Below are 22,521 nucleotides of genomic sequence, written 5' to 3' on the forward strand. Positions count from 1 at the left end.
AGCACCGGTCCCGGTTCGTACAACTGAAAACACCATCCAGACCATCCAGAGCGACCGAGACTGCCACTCTGGTCATTTCGCAGGCTGCACTCCTGGCTTGGCTCGACGACGTCGCAGCAACCATCACGCCGTGTGCGTGCGGGTGCTCCCGCCAGGACCGATGGAGGAGAAACATGACAACCTCGCTGGGAACCACAGCACTGCAGTTCGTTGCCGTCCACCAGACCGATCCGCTGGCGGCGCCGCTGATCGAGGAGCTGGCACTCGAGTATTCGAGCCGGTACGACACCACGCCGGGGCAGATGTACAGCGAGTTGACGTCGTATCCGGCTGACGAGTTCGAGCCACCGGGCGGTGCGCTGGTGGTGGCGATCGCCGAAGGTGTTCCGGTGGCCGGGGGAGCTTTTCGTCAGTACGACGCCACCACTGCGGAATTGAAACGCATCTGGACGTCGGCCTCGCACCGTAAGAGGGGTTACGGAAAGCTCGTCGTTGCCGAACTCGAGCGTATCGCGTCCGAGCGGGGTTACCGCCGTGTCTACCTGACCACCGGATGGAATCAGCCCGAGGCTGTTGCGCTGTACCTGTCCACCGGGTACACAGCGCTCTACGATCGGTCGCTGCCCTCGGCGGAAGTCGGCGTTCACCCGTTCGAGAAGTCCTTGAGCTGTGAGGGCGCAGAATGAAGTTTCTGCTGATGAGCCTCATCGCCCACCGACCGGATCCGATCTCGCAGGAGAAGAAGAGTCCTGCGGAGAGGTTCACGGATGTGGTCGAGACTGCAGTTCTCGCAGAAGAACTGGGTTTCGACGGATTCGCGGTCGGTGAACGTCACGAGGACCCGTTCATCTCGTCGTCGCCGCCGGTGGTGCTCAGCAACATCGCGGCTCGTACGTCGCGGATCGGGTTGTTCACCGCCGTCACGACGCTGAGTCTGTTGGATCCGGTTCGAGCGTTCGAGGATTACTCGACGCTGGACAACCTGTCGGGTGGCAGGCTCGAACTGATCATCGGCAAGGGGAACGGTAGCGCGCAAGCAGATCTGTTCCATGTCACCCCGGACGATCAGTGGGACCGTAACCGCGAGGGTTACGAGTTGTTCCGCATGCTCTGGGAGAGCGAGACCGTGACGTGGTCCGGTCGGTTCCGGCCGTCGTTGAACAACGCCAAGGCGCTCCCGCGTCCGCTGCAGGAGCGCATCAGAATCTGGCACGGTAGCGCAACCAGCACCGAGTCCGTGGATCTTGCTGCGCGCTATGGTGATCCGCTGTTCTCGGCGAACGTCAGCAACCCTGTTCAGCCGTACGCCGAGCTCATACGCCACTACCGCGAGAGGTGGGAGCACTACGGGCGTGCTCCACAGGACGCACTCGTCGGCGCAGGCACAGCAGGCTTCCACGTGGCGCCGACCTCGCAGGAAGCTCTCGCTGCGTACCGCTTCACCTTCGAGGCACGCCTCGCGGCGCAGCGTAAAGCCGGTCTGCCCGTCGTCTTCGACACGTTGGAGGACCTGGTGGAGCGCAGCTCGGCGTTGATCGGCAGTCCTGAGCAGGTGATCGACAAGGTCGGCCGCTACCACGAACGGTTCGGCCACGAGGTGATCCACCTCAGCGCCGATGCCGACGGTGTGACCGCATCTCAACAGCGCCGCAGTCTGGAACTTTTTCAGTCCGACGTGGCTCCCGTTCTGCGCCACCGCATTCCCAGCCGGCCGCTGGTTTCCGAAAGTTCTCCGAAAGAGGTTCTGGTATGAGCATTTTCGCCCTCGGTATCGAGCTGGACGGGGAGGGAACGCATTCAGCGGCATGGCGTCGGGCGGCGCATGCACCGAGCGAATCCCTGTCCGGTCGAGTGCTCGGCCGCCGCGTCGCTGCCGCGGAGAACGCAGGATTCACGTTCGCGACGTTCGACGACTCCATCGTGGCTCCCGCCGGGGACGTGAGCGCCCGGGTCGACGCCGTCAACCGCGCGTCGTTCGTTGCTGCGACCACGTCGACGATCGGGTTGGTTCCCGTCGTCGGGACCACCTACGCAGAGCCGTTCCACACCGCCTCGCAGCTCGCCACGCTGGACTACGCGTCCCGTGGCCGCGGCGGATGGATTCCGGTGCGGGTCGACGACGCTGCTGCGGCGCGGGCGTGGGGCCGTCCCCTCGTCGAATCTGCGGTGGACCTGGACCGCGAACAGGCGGACACCATCACCGTCGTACGGCAGTTGTGGGATTCGTGGGAGGACGATGCCGTTGTGCGTGACGTCGCGACCGGACGCTTCCTGGACCGAGACAAGCTGCACTACGTGGACTTCGAGGGCGAGAGCTTCTCGGTGAAGGGCCCGGCGATCGTGCCGAGGCCGCCGCAGGGGCAGTTGGTCGTCTTCGGTACCGAAGACGACCGGGATCAGGTCGACGTCGTGCTCGAGTCGAACGAGAGCACACACCGCGGCGACGGGCTCACGTTCCTCGAACTGGACGTCACGCTCGACGCGTCCGGCGTCACGGCGTCCGAACGTACGGAGCTGTTGAATTCGCAGGGGAGTGCGCCGACGAGCGGACGGCGCGAATACGTCGGTGACGCGGCCGGATTGGTGAACCTTCTGACCGACATCGCAACGCGATACGACGGCGTTCGCCTGTTTCCGACCGTCGTCGACGAGGACCTTCCGGCCCTCGCGCGCTACGTCTTACCGCCGCTGTTGAAGTCAGGTGTTGCACATCGACCCGTACCCGGATCGACGTTGCGCGCCAACCTCGGCCTGACTCGGCCCGCCAACCGCTACGAAAGGGTCTGACATGAGCCCGTACCGCCCCGACGCCCAGGTTCACTTCGGTGTCTTCTTCCAAGGCGTCAATCACACCACCATCTGGTCGGATTCGGCCAGTGGTTCGCAGATCGACTTCGAGACGTTCCGCCGGATGATCACGACCGCGGAACGGGGATTGTTCGACGCGTTCTTCCTCGGTGAAGGCCTGCGCCTGCGCGAGCAGGAAGGCAAGATCCTCGACCTGGACATCGCGGGCCGTCCCGACGCGATCGCGCAGTTGTCCGCGTTGGCCGGCATCACGTCTCGGATCGGCCTGGTCGCGACTCAGAACACGACGTACAACGAGCCGGGTGATCTCGCGCGTCGTCTGGCCGGCCTGGATGTTCTGTCCGACGGCCGGGCGGGATGGAATGCCGTCACCACCGACAATGCGTGGACGGGTGAGAACTTCCGGCGCGGCGGCTTTCTCGACCACGAACTGCGTTACGAGCGAGCCGGACAGTTCATCCGGACTGCCCGTGCCATCTGGGATTCCTGGTCGGACAACGCACTCGCGACCTCGCGTGACAGCCAGTACTGGGCCGAGAAGAACGCCGTCCAACGGGTGTCGAGAACGACGTCCCAGTTCGACCTCGAGCTCGATGCGACTCTGCCACGCAGCGCGCAGGGGCATCCCGTCATCTTCCAAGCCGGTGACTCGTCGACCGGTCGCGATTTCGCTGCTGCGAACGCCGACGTCATCTTCTCTCGACACGGAACCGATTTCGACGAGGCACTGACCTTCGCCGACGACATCCGCGCCCGGCTCCGCGCCGCGGGTCGTCCGGAGGACGACATCAAGATTCTTCCCGGTACTCAGATCGTGTTGGCGGAGAACGCGTCCGAGGTGGAGGAGAAGGAGCGGTGGGTTCGGGAGGGACAGTTCACCGGTCCGACCGCGCTGTCGCTCGTCGGCCTCGTCTGGGGCAAGGATCTGTCCGATCGCGACCCGGACGGGCCGTTGCCCTCCGAGGATCCGGTATCGGCGCCGATCTCCGGAACCCGGGGTGCGTTCCGCGACGGCAAGGATCCCAACGCCATCGCCAAGGAGTGGCGCGCATTGGCCGAGGCCAAGAACCTCTCGCTACGCAAGGTCGCCATCGAGACGACGGCGCGTTCCGGGTTCGCCGGTACGCCAGGGCAGGTCGCCGACGAGCTCACGAAATGGGTCCGCGAAGGAGCGACGGACGGATTCAACATCTCGCCGTACATCGTCCCCGGTGGCCTCGACGAGATCGTCGACTGGCTGGTTCCGGAACTGCAGGAGCGCGGTGCGTACCGGACCGAGTACACGGAGACCACGTTGCGTGGTCATCTCGGTCTTCGCGAACCGTTGACGTGGAGAAAGACCGGTGAGACCGATAGCAGCGCTGCAGGCTGATCTCGAGCAGCAACGAACCGGTGTCTCGCGAAAGGACGTATACGTCTGCGCGGCAGCGGGGTTCACCACCCTTCTGGACTCCGCGGTTCTGAGTATCGGCGTGCCCGCGATCCGGTCGTCACTGGATGCGGGCACGTCCGAGGTGCAGTGGATTCTGGCGAGTTACTCCCTGACGTTCGGTCTCGCGCTGGTACCGGCGGGCAGGCTGGGCGACGTCATCGGGCGACGACGGTTGTTCCTCGCAGGACTCGGTGTGTTCTCCGTCATGGGCCTGATCGGGGCAGGTGCGGCCGAGCCGTGGATGATCGTCGCAGCGCGGCTGGGACAGGGGATAGGTGCCGGCACCGTCAGCTCGCAGGTTCTGGGCATCATCACCGATCGGTACAGTGGCCGCGAACGCGCGAAGGCACTCGGTGTCTACAGCACGGCGGGCGGCCTGGCAGGCCTCTGTGGTCCGATCCTCGGCGGAACGCTTCTCGGCGTTGCCGATCCAGACGTCGGCTGGCGCCTGCTGTTGCTGCTCAACGTCCCGTTCGCCGTAGCGACCCTGATCGCGGGTTCCCTGTGGCTACGCAGGGATTCCAGTAGACGCTCCGGCGCCAGCATCGACGTGCTCGGCCTCCTCGCTCTCGGTGTCGCGACGCTGCTGCTGTTGCTGCCCATGGTGTCTTCGCTCGGCGCGGTGTTCTCGACCCTGTCGGTGGTCGGATCGGTGGGACTGCTGGTGGGCTTCTGGTTCTGGGAGAAGCGTTTCGCGTCGAGGGGCGGCACACCCGTTCTCCTGCCTGCACTGCTGGCCGCCAAGGGATACACGCTGGGGACGGCCGTTGCGATGTTCTGGTTCGGCGCCGTGCTGGCGCTGCAGGCGGTGCTGAGTCTCTACCTCATCGAGGGCCTGGGATACCCCGCGCTGCAGGCCGCTCTGATCATGGTCGGCAGTTCGATTCTGATGGCGGTGACGTCTGCGTTCGGATGGAGGGTCGTAGCGAAGTTCGGCCGAAGTGCCGTGGTCGGTGCGATCGTGCTCGAACTGTTCGTGGTGGCCGGCTACATCGGCGTGATCGCATACCTGCCCCGGGGTGCGACGGTACCGGCGTTCGTCGTGCTCGCGGTGTTGTCCGGCGTGGCAAGTGGATTCGTGGACGCACCGAATCGCGCGATGACGCTCGAGTACTCGCCTCCCCAGGCCAACGGCGTCGCGGCCGGATTTCTGCAACTGTCCCAACGACTTTCGGCAACCATTTCCCTCGCCGCGGTGCCGGGCATCTACCTGGGGGTGCTCGCGGCCGACGACACCGACTTCGGGCGTGCGGCAGGCCTCGGACTCGGGGTCAGTGGCATGATGCTGATCGGGTCTCTCGTATGTGCAGTGACGGACAGCCGGCGTAGAGCTGATCGGAGACAGCAGTGACACGAACAGAAGCGACACGAACAGAAGTGAGCCAGAAGGCCTCGGTGACACCGAAGTTCTCGTGGTTTCTCCCGACGGGCGGTGACGACGAACGTCTGGGTGGCGCGTCGCACGGAGTCGGCATCGGGGCCACCGGAGTCGTCGTTGCGGACACCGGCCACCGGGAGGCGTCGCTCGACTACCTCACGCAGGTCGCGCAGACCGTCGATCGGCTGGGTTTTCACGCGGTTCTGACGCCGACGGGAGCGCATTGCGAGGACGCGTGGCTGGTGACGTCGGCGCTGATTTCGGCGACGAAGAATCTGAAGTTCCTGGTGGCTTTTCGTCCCGGTGCCGTGGCGCCCGTTCTGTCCGCGCAGATGGTGAGTACCTTCCAACGATTGTCGGCCGGACGCGCGTTGTTGAATGTCGTCGTCGGTGGAGACGACGCCGAGCAGCGGGCATACGGCGACGCGCTGGACAAGCAGTCGCGGTACCGTCGAGCGCAGGAGTTCCTCCAGATCGCGAGAGCCGTGGGCGACGGCGAGGCAGTCTCGGTGCACAGTGAGTTCTACGAGGTGGACCGGCCTGCAGGTGGATTCGGCGGGTACGCACCTACTCCGCTGCCCGAGGTGTACCTGGGCGGGTCCTCGCCGGAGGCGATCGACGTCGCAGCCTCCGAGGCGGACGTGTTTCTGACCTGGGGAGAACCGCCCGCGCAGGTCGCGGACAAGCTCGCCGCGGTCAAGGCCGCCGCGAGGGAGAAGGGGCGGAGCATTCGTGGCGGGATTCGCCTGCACGTGGTGACGAGGGAAACCAGTGAGGAGGCGTGGCAGGTCGCGGAGAATCTGATCTCGGGTGTCGACGACGAACTCGTTGCGCGGCGCCAGAAAGCGTTGCGCAGCATCGGGTCCGAAGGGCAGCGTCGAATGCTGGATCTGCACGGTGGGGATCGAACGAAGCTTGTGGTCGGACCCAATCTGTGGGCCGGATTCGGGCTCGTTCGAGGCGGAGCGGGCACGGCCCTCGTCGGGAGCCACGACGAGGTGGCCGAGCGAATCCGCGAGTACGTCGACGTCGGGATCGAGGAGTTCATCTTCTCCGGCTATCCGCACCTCGAGGAGGCCGAGCATTTCGGGGAAGTACTGCGCAAGAACTTCACCTAGTTTGTCGGTAGGAAACCGACCCAATTGGCGCAGCCCGACCGCGTCGTCGTAGACTCGTCGGCGAAACACCATCCAGAGCGACCGAGAGACCTGGCTCTACGACGTCGCAGCAACCCCCCGCGGGGTGAAACACGCGGGTGAGGGTGCTACCGCCGGGACCGATGGAGGAACGATGACCACCACGCAGCTCAGCGAGGGCTTCGTCACGGCCTGGGGCCGTATTCACGTGGATCTGTGCCGGTTGACCGGTTCGATCTGTCGCGGCTGAGTTCTCACTCGGTCTGCTGTTCTCTCCATCCCTCTCCGCCTGACTCGGCGCGCCTGCGTGCGCGTCGACGGCGTCCTATCAAGATCCGGAGTATCTCGGTGTCTTCACGTTCCGTTTTTGCAGGTGTCAGCGCTGTCGCTGCCCTGAGTGTCGTGCTCACAGCCTGCGGAGGTGGCGGGGCAACCACCTCGGCCGATGCCGGAGAGCCCACTGCCGGCGGCACTCTGCGCTACGGATTGTCGGGTGCTCCCACCTGCTCGGACCCCGCTCAGTCCGGGACCAACCAGACCATCTACGTCGTCAGGCAAGTCGTCGACTCGCTGACGGATCAGGATCCGGAGACGGGGGAGATCACTCCGTGGCTCGCGGAGAGCTGGGAGGTGGCACCCGACGCGTCGTCGTTCACGTTCAAGCTGAAGGACGGTGTCACCTTCAGCGACGGCACACCGGTCGACGCGGAGGCGGTGAAGGCCAATTTCGACTCGATCGTGAACATCCTGACCACGGCCAAGTCGCCGCTCGGTGGTAGCTACCTGTCGGGTTACCAGGGCACCACTGTCGTCGACCCGCTCACTGCGCAGGTCGACTTCGACGGCCCGAACGCACAGTTCCTGCAGGCGACGTCGACGGCGCAGTTGGGCCTTCAGGCGCTGTCCACCGTCGCCAAGCCTGCCGAGGAACGGTGCGACGGCTCCAACGTCGGCAGCGGGCCGTTCACCTACGCCGATTATCAGCAGGACAAGTCGGTCACGTTGGCCAAGCGCACCGGATACGACTGGGGCTCGGACGTGTTCGGACACGAGGGCGAGGCATACCTCGACACGATCGAGTTCACCGTCGTACCCGAGTCGGGTGTGCGTACCGGCAGCTTGTCCTCCAACCAGCTCGACGCCATCTCCGACGCGCTTCCTCAGGACGCGCCGCAGATCGAGGCCACCGGAGGGCAGATTCTGACGACGTCCAACCCGGGCACACCGTTCGGCTTCCAACCCAACGTCACTCGCGGGGTGCTGCAGGATCCCGAGGTCCGTAAGGCGTTGGTGCCGGCGATCAACCGTCAGGAACTGATCGACACCATTCTCGGACCCGACTTCAAGGTCGCGACGAGCACGCTGGCCAGCAAGACCCCCGGTTACACGGAGTTGGCGGACGTCACGTACGACCCGGAGAAGGCGAAATCGATTCTCGACGCAGCAGGCTGGGTGCCCGGTGCCGACGGAATCCGCGAGAAGGACGGCCAGAAGCTTTCGTTCAAGGTCATGTTCAGCGCGGTGTTCGCCGGTAATCAGGCGATCCTCGAACTGACGCAGCAGCAGCTGCGCGACGTCGGAGTGGATCTGCAGCTCGAGCTCGTTTCCAATTCCGAGGCCACGGCGCGTCAGGGGACGAAGGACTACGACTCGACGTACTACAACAGCACCCGCGCCGACGGCGACATCCTGCGTACGTCCTTCGCCGTAGACGGGCGAAACCTCAACGCCCGCGGACCGATTCCCGACCTCGACGCCTCGCTCGACGAGGAGTTGGCCACCACCGACACCGCTGCCAGGAACGAGATCATCGCTACCGCGCAGCAGCAGGTTCTCGACAACGGACTGTGGATTCCGACGATCGAACTGTCGCAGGCCATCGGTGCCGGACCGAACGTGCAGGACCTGAAGTTCGAGGCGTCGGCCCGGCTGCAGTTCTTCGACACCTGGCTGAGCGGACAGTAACCATGATTCGTTATCTCGCACTGCGCGTCGTGCAGGCCGTCCTCGTTCTCTGGGCGGCGTTCACGATCTCGTTCATCGTGCTGTTCCTTCTGCCGTCGGACCCCGTCAGCATCGCCGCCGACTCGGCGGGGTCCGGTACGCCCGTCGACGCGGCGGCCATCGCCGAGTTGCAGGCGCGATACGGACTGGATCAGCCGGTGTGGGTGCAGTACTGGAACTCTCTGAGCGGTGCAGTGCGAGGTGACTTCGGGTTTTCCATAGCCACCGGTCAGAAGGTCACGACGGCCATCCTCGACGCACTGCCGAGCACCCTGGCGTTGGCGACGACCGCGCTGGTGCTGTCGCTGATCTTCGGCGGATCGGTTGCCTTCCTGGCCACCTACACGCGTGTCCAGTGGCTGCGTACCCTTCTGTTCTCCATCCCGCCGTTGGGCGTTGCGGTGCCGACCTTCTGGGTCGGGCTGCTTCTGCTGCAGGTGTTCTCGTTCCAACTCAGGATCTTCCCCGCGTTCGGTGACCAGGGAGCGTCGTCGCTCGTGCTGCCTGCGATCACGCTCGCGTTGCCGACGGGTGCCGTGATCGCTCAGGTTCTCGCCACGTCGATGACCACGACGTGGAAGCAACCGTTCGTCGAATCTGCCCGTGCCAAGGGAGTGTCACGTCTGCGAGTACAGACCAAGCACGTCGTGCGGCTGTCCTCGATTCCGGCCTTCACCATCGCCGGTGTACTCGTCGGCAACCTGCTCGCCGGATCGGTCGTCGTGGAGACGGTCTTCTCCAGGGCCGGTGTCGGCAGGTTGACTCAGACGTCCGTTCTGGCGCAGGACATTCCCGTGGTGCAGGGCATCGTCGTTCTGACGTCGCTGGTGTTCGTTCTGGTCAACCTGCTGGTCGACCTGTTCTATCCGTTGATAGACCCTCGGATCGTGTCCGAGTACAAGCAGTCCGCTCCCGCGAAGGAGAAGGCACATGTCTGACATCCTGACCCGCGTCGAGACGGTCGCCACCGCTGAACCCGTCGTCCCGAAGCCGAACCCTGTTCGTCGTAGACCGCGTGTGCGGTCACTGGTGAAGAACATCTGGCTGGCGCTGTCGGTCGTCGTACTGGTTCTCGCCGTCGGCTTCGCATTGTTTCCCTCGCTCTTCGCCAGTGGGGACCCTCTGAAGGGAACGCCTGCGGACAAATTGCAAGGGCCGAGCGCGGCGCACTGGTTCGGAACCGACAACATCGGACGTGACCTCTACACCCGCGTCGTCCACGGTGCCGGGTTGTCGCTCACCGCAACGTTGTTCGCGGTCGCGATTGCACTCGTGGCCGGATCGCTGATCGGTCTGCTCGCAGGCGCCGTCGGCGGCGTCGTCGACGCGATCCTGATGCGCATCGTCGACGTGCTGCTGTCGATTCCCGCACTTCTGCTCTCGCTGGCGCTGGTCACGGCGCTCGGGTTCGGTACACGCAACGTCGCCATCGCTGTCGGTGTCTCCCTCGTCGCGAACTTCGCGCGCGTCATGCGCTCCGAAGTGCTGCGGGTGCGGCAGTCGCAGTACGTCGAAGCCGCCTACGCCTCCGGCGTCCGGTGGTACGACGTGTTCGGGCGCCACATTCTCCGCAACTCCTACGGACCGGTCATCGCCCTTGCCGCAGTGGAATTCGGCCAGGCGGTGCTGGCGGTGTCCGCCCTCAGTTTCCTCGGATTCGGCGCTGTTCCACCGACACCCGAGTGGGGATCGTTGATCTCCGAGGGCCGGAGTTTCCTGGCCACCGCATGGTGGATGACCACACTGCCCGGCCTGGTTATCGTGGCCGTCGTCCTGTCGGCGCACCGCGTCGGCCACGCAATCGAGGGAGGCACACGATGAGCCCCATTCTGGAAGTCGAGAACCTCCAGGTGGACTACGGCAACGGTGCCGCGGTCCGAGGAGTGTCGCTGACAGTCGAGCGCGGCGAAGTGGTGGCGGTGGTGGGTGAGTCCGGATCGGGCAAATCGACGACGGCACACGCGATCATCGGTCTGCTTCCCGGCGCGGGTCGCATCACGTCCGGCGAAGTCCGCTTCGACGGCAAGCGGATCGACGATGCCTCCGAGAAGGTGCTGGACCGCCTGCGCGGGGCTCACATCGGTCTGGTTCCCCAGGACCCGACGACGTCGCTCAACCCGGTCATCCGAGTCGGTGAGCAGGTGGCCGAGGTGCTCCGCGTGCACGGGCTGGCCACCAAGCGGTCGGCGAAGCTCGAAGCGATCAGGATCCTCACCGAGGCCGGGATCGACAACCCCGAGGTGCGGGCCCAGCAGTACCCGCAGGATCTCTCGGGCGGTCAGCGTCAACGCGTTCTCATCGGCATCGCACTGGCATGCACGCCCGAGCTCGTGATCGCCGACGAGCCCACGTCCGCGCTCGACGTCACCGTGCAGCGCCGCATCCTCGACCACCTGGACGCCCGTATCGCCGAGACGGGGACGGCCGTTCTGCTCATCACGCACGACCTCGGGGTCGCTGCCGACCGCGCCGACCGGCTCGTCGTCATGAGCAAGGGTGACATCGTCGAGACCGGGCGTACCTCCGAAGTTCTCGCGAACCCGAAGCACGAGTACACGAGGTCGCTGCTGGCAGCCGCACCCAGCCTGGGGACGGCACTGCGGCCGGCCAGGCCGTCGACGACACCGATTCTGACGGCCACCGAGGTGTCCAAGACGTTCCGAATCGGACGGCAGGAGTGGAGCCTGCGGAACGACCCGAAAGGCGGTGTGCACCTCGATGCGGTGAAGGCTGCGTCGTTGACGGTCGAACGTGGGCGGACACTGTCGCTCGTGGGGGAGTCCGGATCCGGCAAGTCGACGTTGGCGCGCATCACCATCGGGTTGGAGAAGCCGACGTCCGGGCGCGTCGAGTTCGACGGGACCGAGGTGACGGGCTTGCGTGGCTCGCGGCTTCGTGATCTTCGCCGACGCGTTCAGATCGTGTACCAGAACCCCTACGCCTCGCTCAACCCGAAACTGACCGTCGAGCAGATCATCGAGGAACCACTCGACGCGTTCAAGGTCGGGACGAGTGCCGAGCGTTCGGCGCGGACCGCGGAGCTGTTGAATCGAGTCGCGTTGCCTGCCGACTACTCCCGGCGCAAACCCGCGGAACTGTCCGGCGGGCAACGCCAGCGCGTTGCGATCGCGCGAGCGCTGGCACTCAGGCCGGACCTGGTGGTTCTGGACGAACCGGTGTCCGCACTCGACGTCTCGGTGCAGGCTCAGATTCTGGACCTTCTCGACGAGTTGCAGACCGGACTGGACCTGAGCTACCTGTTCATCTCGCACGACCTCGCCGTCGTGCGGCAGATCAGCGACACCGTCGCGGTGATGCAATCCGGGACGATCGTCGAATACGGGCCGACGGCACAGATATTCGATTCGCCACAGCGTGAGTACACCCGTGAGTTGCTGGCGGCCATTCCCGGCAACTCGCGCCCGAGAAGTCACGACAAGGAGACCGCAGGTGCCCGATAAGTTCTTGATCGCCGTCGAACTGCGCGGAGCCGGAATTCACCCGCATGCCTGGCGGCGGGAGGATTCTCGCGCCGAGGAACTGTTCACCGCGCAGTACTGGACCGATCACATCGAGGCGGCCGACCGCGCAGGGATCGACATCGCGTTCCTCCCCGACGCATTCGCGCTTCAGAGCGGTGATGGCGTCGAACTGGGCAGGATCGAGGCGGCGGCGATCGCCGCACGGGCTGCCGCGGGCACCCGCTCGATCGGCCTCGTCCCGACGGTGACCGTCACGCACACCGAGCCGTTCCACGTGTCGAAGCAGATCGCGAGCATCGACTACGCATCGTCGGGTCGCGCAGGCTGGGAAGTCGCTGTCTCGCAGGACGCCGACGAAGCGACGCTGTTCGGGCGCAAGGGCCCGCAGACCGTCGACGAACTCTGGAATGAGGCCGACGACGCCGCCGAGGTCGTCACCCGGTTGTGGGACAGCTGGGAGGACGACGCGGAGATTCGCGACGCGTCCACCGGACGCTTCATCGACCGAGACAAACTGCACTACATCGACTTCGAGGGCGACTACTTCTCGGTGAAGGGCCCGTCCATCACGCCGCGCCCGCCGCAGGGGCAGCCGATCGTCGTCGTCCGGGCCGAGGACGACCCGTCCACGGCCGTTGCCGCCAAGCGCGCGGACATCGCGCGAATCTCCGCGCCGACGATCGACGACGCAGCCGTCGTGGCCGCGCGGGTGCGTCGTGCCGTCGTGGCCGAGGGACGTGACCCTGCCGAGGTTCACGTGGTGCTCGATCTCGAAGTGCACGTCTCGGATACCGCGGCGGCCGACGTCGATCAGCTGAACAGCTGGTCGCCGTACGTGCCGGACTCGGTGAGCTTCCGGGGGAACGCCGCGGAACTGCAGGAGTTGCTCGACGGCCTCGCCGCATCCGGCGTCGTCGACGGCGTGACCCTGCGACCGTTGGCGCTCGCCCAGTCGGTCGAGGCCATCACGACCGATGTCGTACCCGGCTTGGCCTGGCACGATGGTGCAACGCCCCGTCTGCGCCCCGGTCCGCTGCTGCGCAGCAGGCTCGGCCTTGCACGACCGGAGAACCGATACGCAGTACGCCGTCAGGCAGCACAGGGAGCGTCGAAATGAGCGCGATCAAGAAGCAAATCCATCTGGGAGCGCACTTCCCGGGTGTCAACAACACGACGGTGTGGCAGGACCCGGAATCGAAGAGCCAGATCGAGTTCGACTCGTTCGTCCACCTCGCGGAGACCGCGGAGCGCGGGTTGTTCGACTTCTTCTTCCTGGCCGAAGGGTTGCGGCTGCGCGAGCACCGAGGCCGTATCCACGACCTGGACGTCGTCGGTCGTCCCGACACGTTGATCGTGCTCAACGCGTTGGCCTCCGTCACCACGCATCTCGGGCTGGCCGGCACCATCAACACGACGTTCAACGAGCCGTTCGAGCTGGCGAAGCAGTTCGCGACGCTCGATCACCTGTCCGGTGGCCGCGCGGCGTGGAACATGGTGACCTCGTCGGATGCGTTCACCGGCGAGAACTTCCGCCGCGGTGGATATCTGGACCGAGCGGATCGGTACGTCCGTGCTCGCGAGATCATCGACACGGCCCGAGAGCTCTGGGACAGCTGGTCACCCGACGCGCTCGTCGTCGATCGAGAGAACGGGGTGTTCGCACGTCGCGAGCACATCGCACAGGTCCGCCACACCGGACCGCAGTTCGACATCGATGCGGCGTTCACGGTGCCACGTAGCCCGCAGGGTCACCCGGTGCTTCTGCAGGCGGGCGATTCCGACGAGGGACGCGAGTTCGGTGCCGCGAAGGCCGACGCCATCTTCACCGTCCACGGCACGCTCGAGGCGGGGCAGGCGTTCTACTCCGACGTCAAGGGCAGGCTGGCGAAGTACGGCCGGGAGCGTGACGATCTGAAGGTCCTTCCCGCCGCGACGTTCGTCCTCGGCGACACCGCCGAGGACGCGGAGGAGCGAGCCGACGCCATCCGCCACCAGCAGGTCGGGCCGCAGACAGCGATTTCGTTCCTGGAGCAGGTGTGGGGGCGTGACCTGTCGGAATACGATCCCGACGGTCCTCTTCCCGACGAAGACCCGACGGACGACGTCAACATCACCCGAGGCCGGGTCCGCCACGCCGATCCGGTGCAGGTTGCGCGCGACTGGCGTGAGCGGGCCGAGTCGAAGGGTCTGAGCATCCGCGAACTGATCATCGAGGTCACCACGCGTCAGCAGTTCGTCGGCACGCCTGCACAGGTGGCCGAGGAGATCGACAGTTACGTACAGAACGACGCGAGCGACGGGTTCATCCTCGTCCCGCACATCACCCCGGCGGGGCTGGACGAGTTCGTGGACAAGGTGGTTCCGATTCTGCAGGACCGCGGCAGCTTCCGTACCGAATACTCCGGTACGACGCTGCGCAGCCACCTCTTCGGATCCGATTCCGCCGCGCTGAACCATCCGGACACCGAGCGAGAAGGAGTGCGAGCATCATGACCGCCACCGTGAACGAGACGTTCGAAGCATCGTGGAACCAGTGGCACAGCGAGCGTGAGAGTTACTACAGCGACCCACTCGGATGGGTGTCGCTCACCGGGCTGTACTGGCTGACGGACGAATTCGAGACCGTCGGAGATCTTCCCGGCCGCTGGCGCGCCGACGAGGATGTCGTTCATGTCGACGGATTGTCGGTCACCACGCTCGAACCGGTCGAGGGCGCACCGGGCATTCTGGTCGAGGACGGTGACCGACGCATCGAGGTCATCCGTCGTACCGGTTCGGTGGCGCTGCGAGTGCACGACCCCGCATCACCCCACCTTCAGGAATTCTCCGGAATTCCGACCTACGATCCCGACGAGAAGTGGAGTGTCACTGGCACGTTCACGCCGTATCCCGAGGCGAAGATCGTCACCACCGGTGCTGTCGTCGAGGGACTGGAGCACCACCACGCCGCGGTCGGTGTCATCGACTTCGAACTGGGCGGAGACAAGCAGCAGTTCGTAGCTTTCGGCAGGAGTGGAGCCGGCGGAACGACCGGATCGAACGGCAAGGACGGTGGGCTGCGGGTGATGTTCACCGATGCGACGTCGGGTGTGACGACGTACCCGGCCGCGAGGACGCTCGTCGTGACCGATCCGACCGACAGCGGCGAGGTGATCCTGGACTTCAACCGTGCGTCGAACCTGCCGTGCTCGTTCACCGATTACGCGACGTGCCCCGTGGCGCCGGCGGAGAACAAGCTCGCCGTTGCGGTCGAGGCGGGCGAGAAGAATCCGCGTCCGTTCGGCAGCGCGTCGTGAGCAGGGTTCCGCTGTCGGTACTGGATCTGTCGCCGATCAGCGAAGGTTCCACCGCCGCCGAGGCATTGCGCAACACTCTCGACCTGGCGCGTCAGGCAGAGGAATGGGGGTACGAGCGCTACTGGGTCGCCGAGCATCACTTCGTCGCGGCCGCCAGTTCGTCCCCGGCCGTGCTAGTCGGGTTGATCGCGGCCGCCACCAACAGGATTCGCGTCGGGTCGGCGGCCGTACAGATCGGTCATCACACGGCTGCATCGGTCGTGGAATCGTTCGGCACCGTCGACGCCGTGTATCCCGGTCGAATCGACCTGGGTATCGGACGATCGGGTCAGCGCAGGCAGGAAGCGCTGGCGGGTAAGGACGTTCCGGAGCCCGAGCACGAGGAAAGGGTCGTCGACGGCATTCTGTTCCCCAAGCCGTTCCGTTCCGGCAAGCTCGTTCTCTCCGAGCGGGTGCTCGCATCGGGTGAGGTGCTGCAGCAACCACATGCAGTCGCCCCGGATTTCGACACCCAACTGCAGGACGTCCTCGACTTCCTCGGTGGGCGATTCTCCACGTCCGGTGGTGTGGAACTGACGGCCACACCCGGACTCGGTGCGCAGGTCGAAGTTTGGCTCTTCGGTAGCAGCGGTGGCCAGAGCGCACAGGTCGCCGGAGCACGAGGATTGCCCTTCGTCGCCAACTACCATGTCAGTCCCGGTACGACGCTCGACGCCGTCGAGGCCTACCGTGCGGCGTTCGTGCCCTCGGACACCGTGAAGGAGCCGTACGTCGTCGTGTCGGCGGACGTCGTCGTAGCGGACACGGATGCGGACGCGCAGTACCTGGCCTCGTCGTTCGGCCAGTGGGTCCACAGCATCCGTAGTGGACACGGTGCCATTGCGTATCCGGATCCCAAGACGGCGGCGCCGCTGACCGCGGAGCAGGCGGAGTTGGTGTCGGACCGAGTCGCCACTCAGTTCGTCGGCTCCGCCGTCACGGTGGCGGAGAAGCTCGACGGTCTGCAACGAGCCACGGGAGCCAACGAACTCGTCGTGACCACCGCGACGCACGGACACGGAGACCGGCTGCGGTCCTTCGAACTGCTCGGGAAGGAATGGGGACTGCCACGGCTGCGCGTGTAGGGGCCCCACGCGCATGATCGTTGTGGGCCAGGAACAATCCGTGACAGCGAGGAGTTGAAAAGTTAAATGACACGAGTAGCGGTAGCAACGGCATTCGGTGGACCCGAGGTGGTGCGCATCGTCGACGAGGCCTTGGCCGCCCCGGCGGCCGGCCAGGTCTCGATCGAGGTCAAGGCCATCGGCGTGAACCCGATCGACTACAAGCTCTACAGCGGAGCGTTCGGCTCGGACCCCTCCACTCTCCCACTTCATCTCGGAAGTGAGGCCAGCGGTGTCGTTGTCGCCGTTGGTAATTCGACCAGTGGTCCGGGCGGGCAGATCTCCGTCGGCGACGAGGTCATCGTCTCCGGGGCGAAGGGAGCGTACGCGGAGAAGCTGCTGGTTCCGGCAGATGCTGTGCTTCCCAAGCCTGCGTCGCTCGGCTGGGAGGCCGCAGCAGGACTGCTCGTCGTTGCCGGGACGTCGTACGACGCCCTCGAGGTCACGAAGGTCGCCGAGGGCGACACGGTGCTGGTCCACGGCGCAGCGGGAGGTGTCGGGTCGATCGTCGTTCAACAGGCCAAGGCACGAGGCGCGCGGGTCATCGGCACCGCTCGGCCCGTCAACCACGACGCACTGCGTGAACTGGGCGCCGAGCCCGTCGAGTACGGTGACGGATTGCTGGAGCGGGTGCAGGAACTCGCTCCCGACGGAATCGATGTCGCGATCGACGCGGTCGGTACCGACGAGGCCGTGGACGTCTCGCTTGCTCTCGTCTCGGACAAGGATCGCATCGTCACGATCGCCGCATTCGACCGCGCGGCCGAGGAAGGGTTCCCCTCCGTGGGCGGTGGCAACCCGGAGAGTGCGAAGCGCCGCAAGGCAGCCCGACTCGACCTGGTGAACTCGGCCGGTGCAGGCGATTTCATCGTGACAGTCGCCAAGACGTTTCCTCTCGCGGAGGCGGCCACGGCACACGAGGAATTGAAAGCCGAACACCCGCGCGGGAAGTTCGTGTTGATCCCGTAACTCGTGTGCCAGGTGTGGAATCAATCTCGATCGCCGATGGTTCGTCGAACGGTGAGCAACAGATACTGGGCGCTGCTGGCGTCGGCCATCGTGTCGGAAGTAGCGGCATCGCTGTCGTTGAAAGCTGCGCTGAACACGCCGGCCTGGTACAGCGTCGTGGTGGCAGGGTACGGCGCATCGTTCGTACTGCTGTCGCTGATCCTGCGGATGGGCTCGCCCATCGGGAAGACCTACGGGATCTGGGCTGCGTCGGGAATCGCGTTGACCGCCGTACTGGGTACCGCGGTGTTCGGTGAACCGCTGACGCCGACGATGCTGGCCGGCATCGTGCTGGTCATCGGGGGAGTGGTGTTGGTGGAATTCGGCGCGGGCAGGGCGCACGCCTGATGTGGTTGTTACTTGCCGGAGCAATCGTCACCGAAGTCATGGCCACGCTGTCCTTGCGAGCATCCGAGGGAGGACGCAAGAAGTGGTGGCTCGTCCCCGTCGTCGCAGGCTACGGAGCCGCGTTCACTCTGCTGGCCCTGACACTGTCGGCCGGGATGGCTGTCGGTGTCGCCTACGGCGTGTGGGCAGCGAGCGGCGTGGCCTTGACGGCCATCGCCGGCCGCTACCTGTTCCGAGAACCGTTGACCTGGGTCATGGGCGCAGGTATCGCACTGATCATCGGCGGCGTTCTGCTGATCGAGATCGGTGCGTAGCGCTACACGGGTACCGCTGTGAACCGGTTGGCCGGACGCGGAAGACCGTAGTGCTCGCGCAATGTGGTCCCGGTGTACTCGCTGCGGAACAGCCCACGGGCCCGCAGAATGGGCACCACTTCGTCGACGAAGATCTCGAGTCCCGACGGCAACGCAGGCGGCATGATGTTGAAGCCGTCGGCTGCACCGCCGAGGAACCATTCTTCGATGGCGTCGGCGACTTGCTCGGGCGTGCCGGTGAACGTGTGGTGTCCGCGGCCGCCGCCGAGTCTGCCGATGAGTTCGCGCACGGTCAGCGACTCCCGTCGCGCAAGCTCGACGATCAGCGTGTAGCGACTCTTGGCTTCCTCGATGTCGTCTTCCGCCAGCAGATTCTCCGGTAGCTGCTCGTCGAGCGACAGCGCCGACGGATCCACCTTCAATGTCTTCGCGAGCTGCAGCAGTGCGTATTCCGGAACGATGAGGCGGTCCAGCTCGGCGTCGAGTGCACGAGCCTCGGCCTCGGTGGAACCGATCACCGGAACGATGCCGGGCAGAATCTTGATGTGGTCCGGGTCACGGCCGACGGCGACGGTGCGCGCTTTGAGGTCCGAGTAGAACGCCCTCGCGTCCTCGATGGTCTGCTGCGCGGTGAACACGGCCTCGGCGTACTTCGACGCGAGGACCTTGCCGTCGTCGGACGAACCCGCCTGAACCAGAAGCGGATACCCCTGTACCGGACGCGGAACGTTCAACGGGCCGCGCACGGTGAAGTAGTCACCTCGATGGTCGACGGTGCGAACCCGGTCGTTGTCACCCCACACTCCGGAATCCTTGTCCGCGAGGACGGCGTCGTCGTCCCAACTGTCCCAGAGTTTCTGGGCGACGTCGACGAACTCGGCCGCTCGGGCATACCGATCGCCGTGCGCAGGTAACGCGTCGAGATTGAAGTTCTGGGCCGCATCGAGCCCCGCTGTGGTGACGATGTTCCATCCCGCGCGGCCACCGGAGATGTGATCGAGCGACGCGAACGCTCGGGCCAGGTTGTACGGCTCGTTGTAGCTCGTCGTCGCCGTGGCTACGAGGCCGATTCGCTCGGTGACCGTCGACACCGCGGTCAGGATCTGAAGAGGTTCGAGATATCCCGACGGCCGACGACCGACGTCGGCGACGAGCTGGGGGCTGTCGGCGAAGAAGATCGAATCGAACTTCCCCCGTTCCGCGATCTGCGCGAGCCGCTGGTAATGCTTGATGTCGACACCGGCGAGCGGGTCGGACTGAGGTAGACGCCAGGACGACTCGTGATGCCCGGTCGTCATCAGAAAAGCGTTGAAGTGCAATTGCCTTGTCATGCCGTCACTTTCTCGAAAGCGCCGAGCGCGGTCAGCAGATCTTCACGCTGAGCGGCGAACTTCGGATCACTGTGTGTACGGGGCGTGTCGAGATCGACTGTCCGATCGGAGACGATGCGACCGTCCTGAAGGACGAGTACACGATCTGCGAGCAGAAGAGCCTCGTCGACGTCGTGGGTGATGAACAGAACTGCAGGCGTGTGCTTGGCGCACAACTCGCGCAACAGAGCGTGCATGCGGATTCGAGTGAGTGCATCGAGGGCACCGAACGGCTCGTCCGCCAACAGGAGTTCGGGCTCACGCACCAACGAACGCGCCAGTGCAACGCGCTGCTGCTCGCCACCGGAAAGCTCCTTGGGCCAGGCCTTCTCGCGGCCGGCCAAGCCGACCTCGGCCAACGCCGCTTGGCCTCGCTCCGCTGCATCGCGGCCGGGAAGACCGAGGATCACGTTGTCCAGCACTCGGGACCACGGAAGCAGGCGTGAATCCTGGAACACCACGGACCGATTCGCCGGCACCTGGAGTTCACCCGAACCGAGCACGTCGTAGTCCAACTCCGCCAGCGCCCGGAGCAACGTGCTCTTGCCGGACCCACTGCGTCCCAGCAGCGCCACGAACTCACCGCGTGCGATATCGAGATCGATGGCATCGAGCACCACCCGATCACCGAACCCCCGGCTCAACGACCTCGCACTCACCACCCGACCGGCCTGATCCCCGCCCGTTCCTACCCGCCCAGTGTCTGGCGCCATGACAATGCTCTCCTTTCCACTCGCCTGACCAGGAAGTCGCCCACGAGTCCGAAGATGGCGTAGACGACCAGGCCGACGACGATGATGTCGATCTGTCCGTACGTTCGCGCCTGGGTCATCAGGTAACCGATGCCGCTGGTGGCGTTGACCTGCTCGACGACGACGAGGGCGAGCCACGAAATGGTCACGGCCATGCGAAGTCCGGTGAAGAAGCCGGGCAACGCGCCCGGGAGGGCGATTCGCCGGACGAACTGCCACCTGGACAGACCGACCGTCTCGGCGAGCTCGACGTAACGATTGTCGACACTGCGCAACTGTGCATGGGTGTTGATGTAGACCGGGATCAGCACGCTGGTGGTGATGACGATGATCTTCATCGACTCGCCGATGCCGAACCACACGATGAACAGAGGAATGAGCGCAAGCGTCGGGATCGCTCGTTTGATCTGGACCGGGCCGTCGATGATCGATTCTCCGAGCCTCGACAGACCCGACACGAGTGCGAGTACGACACCGATCGCCACACCGAGAACGAGCGAGATCACTGCCCGCTGCAGCGACGTGAGCAGGTTGCTCTGGAGTCGACCGTCGTCGATCAGGTCTCGCGCGGCCTCGACGATGGTCAGCGGTGCGGGCAGGGTCTGAGGATCGAGTATCCCTGCCGCCGAGGATGCTATCCATGCCACGACCAGGATGAGCGGACCGATCGCGAGACCGTACGGAATGGCCTTACCAGGCCCCAGCCTGCGACGCGCGATCTTCCGGGGTCGTAGAACCGTCGACGACGCCGTGTTCTTCGATGTACCCGTGTTCTTCGAGGTACTGGTGGTCCTGGATTTTCTCTTGTCTCCTACCGGGGTTGCGATTGCCATCAGCTCTCACTCCTGGTGAACGATCCGCCGACTTCTTCGACGGTGCGGGCGCCGACGTCGCCGAACCGGAGGTCGAATCCGTCCGAGGCCTGAACGGACTTGGGTAGCTCACCGGCGTCGTCGATGACATCGATGGTCGACTGCTGCTGCTCCACGAGACTGTCCAACTTGGGAAATGCGTACGCGCCGAGCGAGTCGACGATGCGCCGGCCGTCCTCGGGCGTCAACCCCTGCCCCTCGACGTAGTACTTCTGCAGCCACTCGTCGGGATGCTCGTTGGCCCACTGGACGGCACGCGTGAAGCTGGCGATGTATGCCTGCAGCGCAGCGGCTTTGGCGGGATCCTGAATGGCCTCACGACGGGCGTAGAGGTAGGACAGGCCCGTGGACGTGCCCCCGGACTCCGACGTGTCGATCAGTGTGGTCCCCGGATTGTTCAGAAAACGAGTCAGGTTCGGCTCGTTCAACGGAGCGACGTCCACCTGTCCGGTTCTGATGGCGTCGGGAAACTCCGAGAGTTGCAGACGGACCAGTTCGACGTCGTCGGTGCTCAGATCGGCCTTGGCGAGTGCGCGCAACACGATGGCCTGCTGCGCGGTGCCCTCGGCGTAGGCGATCTTCTTGCCCTTCAGATCGGCCAGTGTCGTGATGTCCCGATCCGCAGCTACGGCCAACCGAGTGTTGTTCGGCTCGGATTGAGTGGCGTGGATGATCGGGACGTCCTGGCCGGCGATGAGCGCTTGGATCGGTGGGGTGTCGCCCACTCTCGCAGTATCGGCTGCGCCTGCCCGGAACGCTTCGAGAATGGCCGGGCCACCGACGAAGTTCGCGAACTCGTACTCGAACGGCAGCTTGTCCAGCTCACCCGAGGCGCGGAGGACGGATTGCTGGAACTCGGACTGGTCGGCGATGACAAGCGTGGTGCCGGCCGGGATCTCGGTCGGAAGTGCCGCATCCGACGCAAGTGCGTTCTCCGGAGTGTCTCTGCCGGCGCAGCCGGCGGCCATTGCGACCGCGAGGACAAGTGAGGTGAGGGCAATTGCTGTCCGCCGCGTCGATCTTCGGCTTGCCAGGAATGTTCGCATCCGCACAGCCAACATCGGCAGCGAAGCGCCGACAACAGTTTACGTTTCCGTGAATATAAGTATGTGCAGGTCGGTCCGAGCGCCCCGACTTCTCAGCCGTCGACTTTCCAGC

The 22,521-nt window shown here is 65.2% G+C and carries 22 protein-coding genes and 1 riboswitch; of the genes, 18 read left to right on the forward strand and 4 right to left on the reverse strand.

The annotated features are described in order from the left end of the window. The first annotated feature begins 173 nt into the window (after positions 1-173). The 18 genes from CH292_RS06700 (at position 174) to CH292_RS06780 (ending at position 18,369) form a co-directional block, all read left to right on the forward strand. Positions 174-686, forward strand: a complete 513-nt coding sequence (locus CH292_RS06700; protein ID WP_033190170.1) for a GNAT family N-acetyltransferase — start codon at positions 174-176, stop codon at positions 684-686. Next, positions 683-1,753 (forward strand): LLM class flavin-dependent oxidoreductase, encoded by a 1,071-nt coding sequence (locus tag CH292_RS06705; RefSeq protein WP_094654360.1) that lies wholly within the window; start codon positions 683-685, stop codon positions 1,751-1,753. The genes CH292_RS06700 and CH292_RS06705 overlap by 4 nt, the downstream gene beginning before the upstream one ends. Then, complete coding sequence (locus CH292_RS06710) at positions 1,750-2,787, forward strand: LLM class flavin-dependent oxidoreductase (RefSeq protein ID WP_094654362.1); 1,038 nt, start codon at positions 1,750-1,752, stop codon at positions 2,785-2,787. Before CH292_RS06705 ends, CH292_RS06710 begins: the two co-directional genes overlap by 4 nt. A 1-nt stretch (position 2,788) precedes the next feature. Then, on the forward strand, positions 2,789-4,180 hold the full coding sequence (locus tag CH292_RS06715) for an NtaA/DmoA family FMN-dependent monooxygenase (protein WP_094654363.1): 1,392 nt from the start codon (positions 2,789-2,791) through the stop codon (positions 4,178-4,180). Next, a complete protein-coding gene (locus CH292_RS06720; protein WP_033190172.1) occupies positions 4,152-5,591 on the forward strand; it encodes an MFS transporter in 1,440 nt (479 codons plus the stop codon). Before CH292_RS06715 ends, CH292_RS06720 begins: the two co-directional genes overlap by 29 nt. A gap of 44 nt (positions 5,592-5,635) precedes the next feature. Next, a complete protein-coding gene (locus CH292_RS06725) occupies positions 5,636-6,736 on the forward strand; it encodes an LLM class flavin-dependent oxidoreductase (protein WP_033190237.1) in 1,101 nt (366 codons plus the stop codon). Between the two features lie 65 nt (positions 6,737-6,801). Next, positions 6,802-6,904: riboswitch (SAM riboswitch) on the forward strand. 4 nt (positions 6,905-6,908) lie between these two features. After that, on the forward strand, positions 6,909-7,004 hold the full coding sequence (locus tag CH292_RS29620; RefSeq protein ID WP_329955143.1) for a putative leader peptide: 96 nt from the start codon (positions 6,909-6,911) through the stop codon (positions 7,002-7,004). A gap of 98 nt (positions 7,005-7,102) precedes the next feature. Further along, on the forward strand, positions 7,103-8,719 hold the full coding sequence (locus tag CH292_RS06730; protein ID WP_094654365.1) for an ABC transporter substrate-binding protein: 1,617 nt from the start codon (positions 7,103-7,105) through the stop codon (positions 8,717-8,719). A 2-nt stretch (positions 8,720-8,721) separates the two neighbouring features. Then, a complete protein-coding gene (locus CH292_RS06735; protein ID WP_037112284.1) occupies positions 8,722-9,696 on the forward strand; it encodes an ABC transporter permease in 975 nt (324 codons plus the stop codon). Beyond that, a complete protein-coding gene (locus tag CH292_RS06740) occupies positions 9,689-10,579 on the forward strand; it encodes an ABC transporter permease (protein ID WP_094654367.1) in 891 nt (296 codons plus the stop codon). The genes CH292_RS06735 and CH292_RS06740 overlap by 8 nt, the downstream gene beginning before the upstream one ends. After that, on the forward strand, positions 10,576-12,219 hold the full coding sequence (locus tag CH292_RS06745) for an ABC transporter ATP-binding protein (protein WP_033190176.1): 1,644 nt from the start codon (positions 10,576-10,578) through the stop codon (positions 12,217-12,219). The genes CH292_RS06740 and CH292_RS06745 overlap by 4 nt, the downstream gene beginning before the upstream one ends. Beyond that, the gene (locus CH292_RS06750; protein WP_019663216.1) at positions 12,209-13,357 is read left to right on the forward strand and encodes an LLM class flavin-dependent oxidoreductase; all 1,149 of its coding nucleotides are present in this window, start codon (positions 12,209-12,211) and stop codon (positions 13,355-13,357) included. The genes CH292_RS06745 and CH292_RS06750 overlap by 11 nt, the downstream gene beginning before the upstream one ends. Next, positions 13,354-14,733 carry an NtaA/DmoA family FMN-dependent monooxygenase gene (locus CH292_RS06755; protein ID WP_019663217.1) on the forward strand — a complete coding sequence of 460 codons (1,380 nt, stop codon included), beginning with the start codon at positions 13,354-13,356 and terminating at the stop codon, positions 14,731-14,733. The genes CH292_RS06750 and CH292_RS06755 overlap by 4 nt, the downstream gene beginning before the upstream one ends. Next, complete coding sequence (locus tag CH292_RS06760; RefSeq protein ID WP_094654369.1) at positions 14,730-15,536, forward strand: DUF1684 domain-containing protein; 807 nt, start codon at positions 14,730-14,732, stop codon at positions 15,534-15,536. Before CH292_RS06755 ends, CH292_RS06760 begins: the two co-directional genes overlap by 4 nt. After that, positions 15,533-16,660 carry an LLM class flavin-dependent oxidoreductase gene (locus CH292_RS06765; RefSeq protein WP_020110838.1) on the forward strand — a complete coding sequence of 376 codons (1,128 nt, stop codon included), beginning with the start codon at positions 15,533-15,535 and terminating at the stop codon, positions 16,658-16,660. Before CH292_RS06760 ends, CH292_RS06765 begins: the two co-directional genes overlap by 4 nt. A gap of 66 nt (positions 16,661-16,726) precedes the next feature. After that, positions 16,727-17,668: an NADP-dependent oxidoreductase gene (locus tag CH292_RS06770; RefSeq protein WP_179277927.1), complete on the forward strand. Its 942-nt coding sequence runs from the start codon at positions 16,727-16,729 to the stop codon at positions 17,666-17,668. Positions 17,669-17,704: 36 nt separating this feature from the next. Continuing rightward, positions 17,705-18,055 (forward strand): multidrug efflux SMR transporter, encoded by a 351-nt coding sequence (locus CH292_RS06775; protein ID WP_094654372.1) that lies wholly within the window; start codon positions 17,705-17,707, stop codon positions 18,053-18,055. Further along, the gene (locus CH292_RS06780) at positions 18,055-18,369 is read left to right on the forward strand and encodes a multidrug efflux SMR transporter (RefSeq protein ID WP_019663223.1); all 315 of its coding nucleotides are present in this window, start codon (positions 18,055-18,057) and stop codon (positions 18,367-18,369) included. Before CH292_RS06775 ends, CH292_RS06780 begins: the two co-directional genes overlap by 1 nt. 2 nt (positions 18,370-18,371) lie before the next feature. Here the strand turns inward: CH292_RS06780 and CH292_RS06785 are convergent, their stop codons facing one another. From CH292_RS06785 to CH292_RS06800, 4 genes are read right to left on the reverse strand one after another with little or no spacing between them, the layout of a single operon-like run. After that, positions 18,372-19,700: an LLM class flavin-dependent oxidoreductase gene (locus CH292_RS06785; protein WP_019663224.1), complete on the reverse strand. Its 1,329-nt coding sequence runs from the start codon at positions 19,698-19,700 to the stop codon at positions 18,372-18,374. Further along, on the reverse strand, positions 19,697-20,452 hold the full coding sequence (locus tag CH292_RS06790) for an ABC transporter ATP-binding protein (RefSeq protein WP_256977963.1): 756 nt from the start codon (positions 20,450-20,452) through the stop codon (positions 19,697-19,699). The genes CH292_RS06785 and CH292_RS06790 overlap by 4 nt, the downstream gene beginning before the upstream one ends. Further along, positions 20,428-21,324, reverse strand: coding sequence for an ABC transporter permease (locus CH292_RS06795; protein ID WP_037143522.1), 897 nt, complete (start codon positions 21,322-21,324; stop codon positions 20,428-20,430). The genes CH292_RS06790 and CH292_RS06795 overlap by 25 nt, the downstream gene beginning before the upstream one ends. Next, a complete protein-coding gene (locus CH292_RS06800; protein WP_037143523.1) occupies positions 21,324-22,331 on the reverse strand; it encodes an ABC transporter substrate-binding protein in 1,008 nt (335 codons plus the stop codon). Before CH292_RS06800 ends, CH292_RS06795 begins: the two co-directional genes overlap by 1 nt. Between the last annotated feature and the right edge of the window lie 190 nt (positions 22,332-22,521).

Source organism: Rhodococcus sp. 14-2470-1a, assembly GCF_002259425.1.
In the GTDB taxonomy this organism is placed as follows: Bacteria; Actinomycetota; Actinomycetes; order Mycobacteriales; family Mycobacteriaceae; genus Rhodococcoides; species Rhodococcoides fascians_E.

Excerpts from the sequence above, each read along its gene's own strand:
- CH292_RS06715 (WP_094654363.1), top strand. The coding sequence starts at position 2,789 with ATGAGCCCGTACCGCCCCGACGCCCAGGTTCACTTCGGTGTCTTCTTC.
- CH292_RS06780 (WP_019663223.1), top strand. The coding sequence starts at position 18,055 with ATGTGGTTGTTACTTGCCGGAGCAATCGTCACCGAAGTCATGGCCACG.
- CH292_RS06755 (WP_019663217.1), top strand. The coding sequence starts at position 13,354 with ATGAGCGCGATCAAGAAGCAAATCCATCTGGGAGCGCACTTCCCGGGT.
- CH292_RS06760 (WP_094654369.1), top strand. The coding sequence starts at position 14,730 with ATGACCGCCACCGTGAACGAGACGTTCGAAGCATCGTGGAACCAGTGG.
- CH292_RS06710 (WP_094654362.1), top strand. The coding sequence starts at position 1,750 with ATGAGCATTTTCGCCCTCGGTATCGAGCTGGACGGGGAGGGAACGCAT.
- CH292_RS06790 (WP_256977963.1), bottom strand. The coding sequence starts at position 20,452 with ATGGCGCCAGACACTGGGCGGGTAGGAACGGGCGGGGATCAGGCCGGT.
- CH292_RS06785 (WP_019663224.1), bottom strand. The coding sequence starts at position 19,700 with ATGACAAGGCAATTGCACTTCAACGCTTTTCTGATGACGACCGGGCAT.
- CH292_RS06705 (WP_094654360.1), top strand. The coding sequence starts at position 683 with ATGAAGTTTCTGCTGATGAGCCTCATCGCCCACCGACCGGATCCGATC.
- CH292_RS06795 (WP_037143522.1), bottom strand. The coding sequence starts at position 21,324 with ATGGCAATCGCAACCCCGGTAGGAGACAAGAGAAAATCCAGGACCACC.
- CH292_RS06735 (WP_037112284.1), top strand. The coding sequence starts at position 8,722 with ATGATTCGTTATCTCGCACTGCGCGTCGTGCAGGCCGTCCTCGTTCTC.
- CH292_RS06800 (WP_037143523.1), bottom strand. The coding sequence starts at position 22,331 with ATGGCCGCCGGCTGCGCCGGCAGAGACACTCCGGAGAACGCACTTGCG.
- CH292_RS06745 (WP_033190176.1), top strand. The coding sequence starts at position 10,576 with ATGAGCCCCATTCTGGAAGTCGAGAACCTCCAGGTGGACTACGGCAAC.
- CH292_RS06770 (WP_179277927.1), top strand. The coding sequence starts at position 16,727 with ATGACACGAGTAGCGGTAGCAACGGCATTCGGTGGACCCGAGGTGGTG.
- CH292_RS06775 (WP_094654372.1), top strand. The coding sequence starts at position 17,705 with ATGGTTCGTCGAACGGTGAGCAACAGATACTGGGCGCTGCTGGCGTCG.
- CH292_RS29620 (WP_329955143.1), top strand. The coding sequence starts at position 6,909 with ATGACCACCACGCAGCTCAGCGAGGGCTTCGTCACGGCCTGGGGCCGT.
- CH292_RS06700 (WP_033190170.1), top strand. The coding sequence starts at position 174 with ATGACAACCTCGCTGGGAACCACAGCACTGCAGTTCGTTGCCGTCCAC.
- CH292_RS06740 (WP_094654367.1), top strand. The coding sequence starts at position 9,689 with ATGTCTGACATCCTGACCCGCGTCGAGACGGTCGCCACCGCTGAACCC.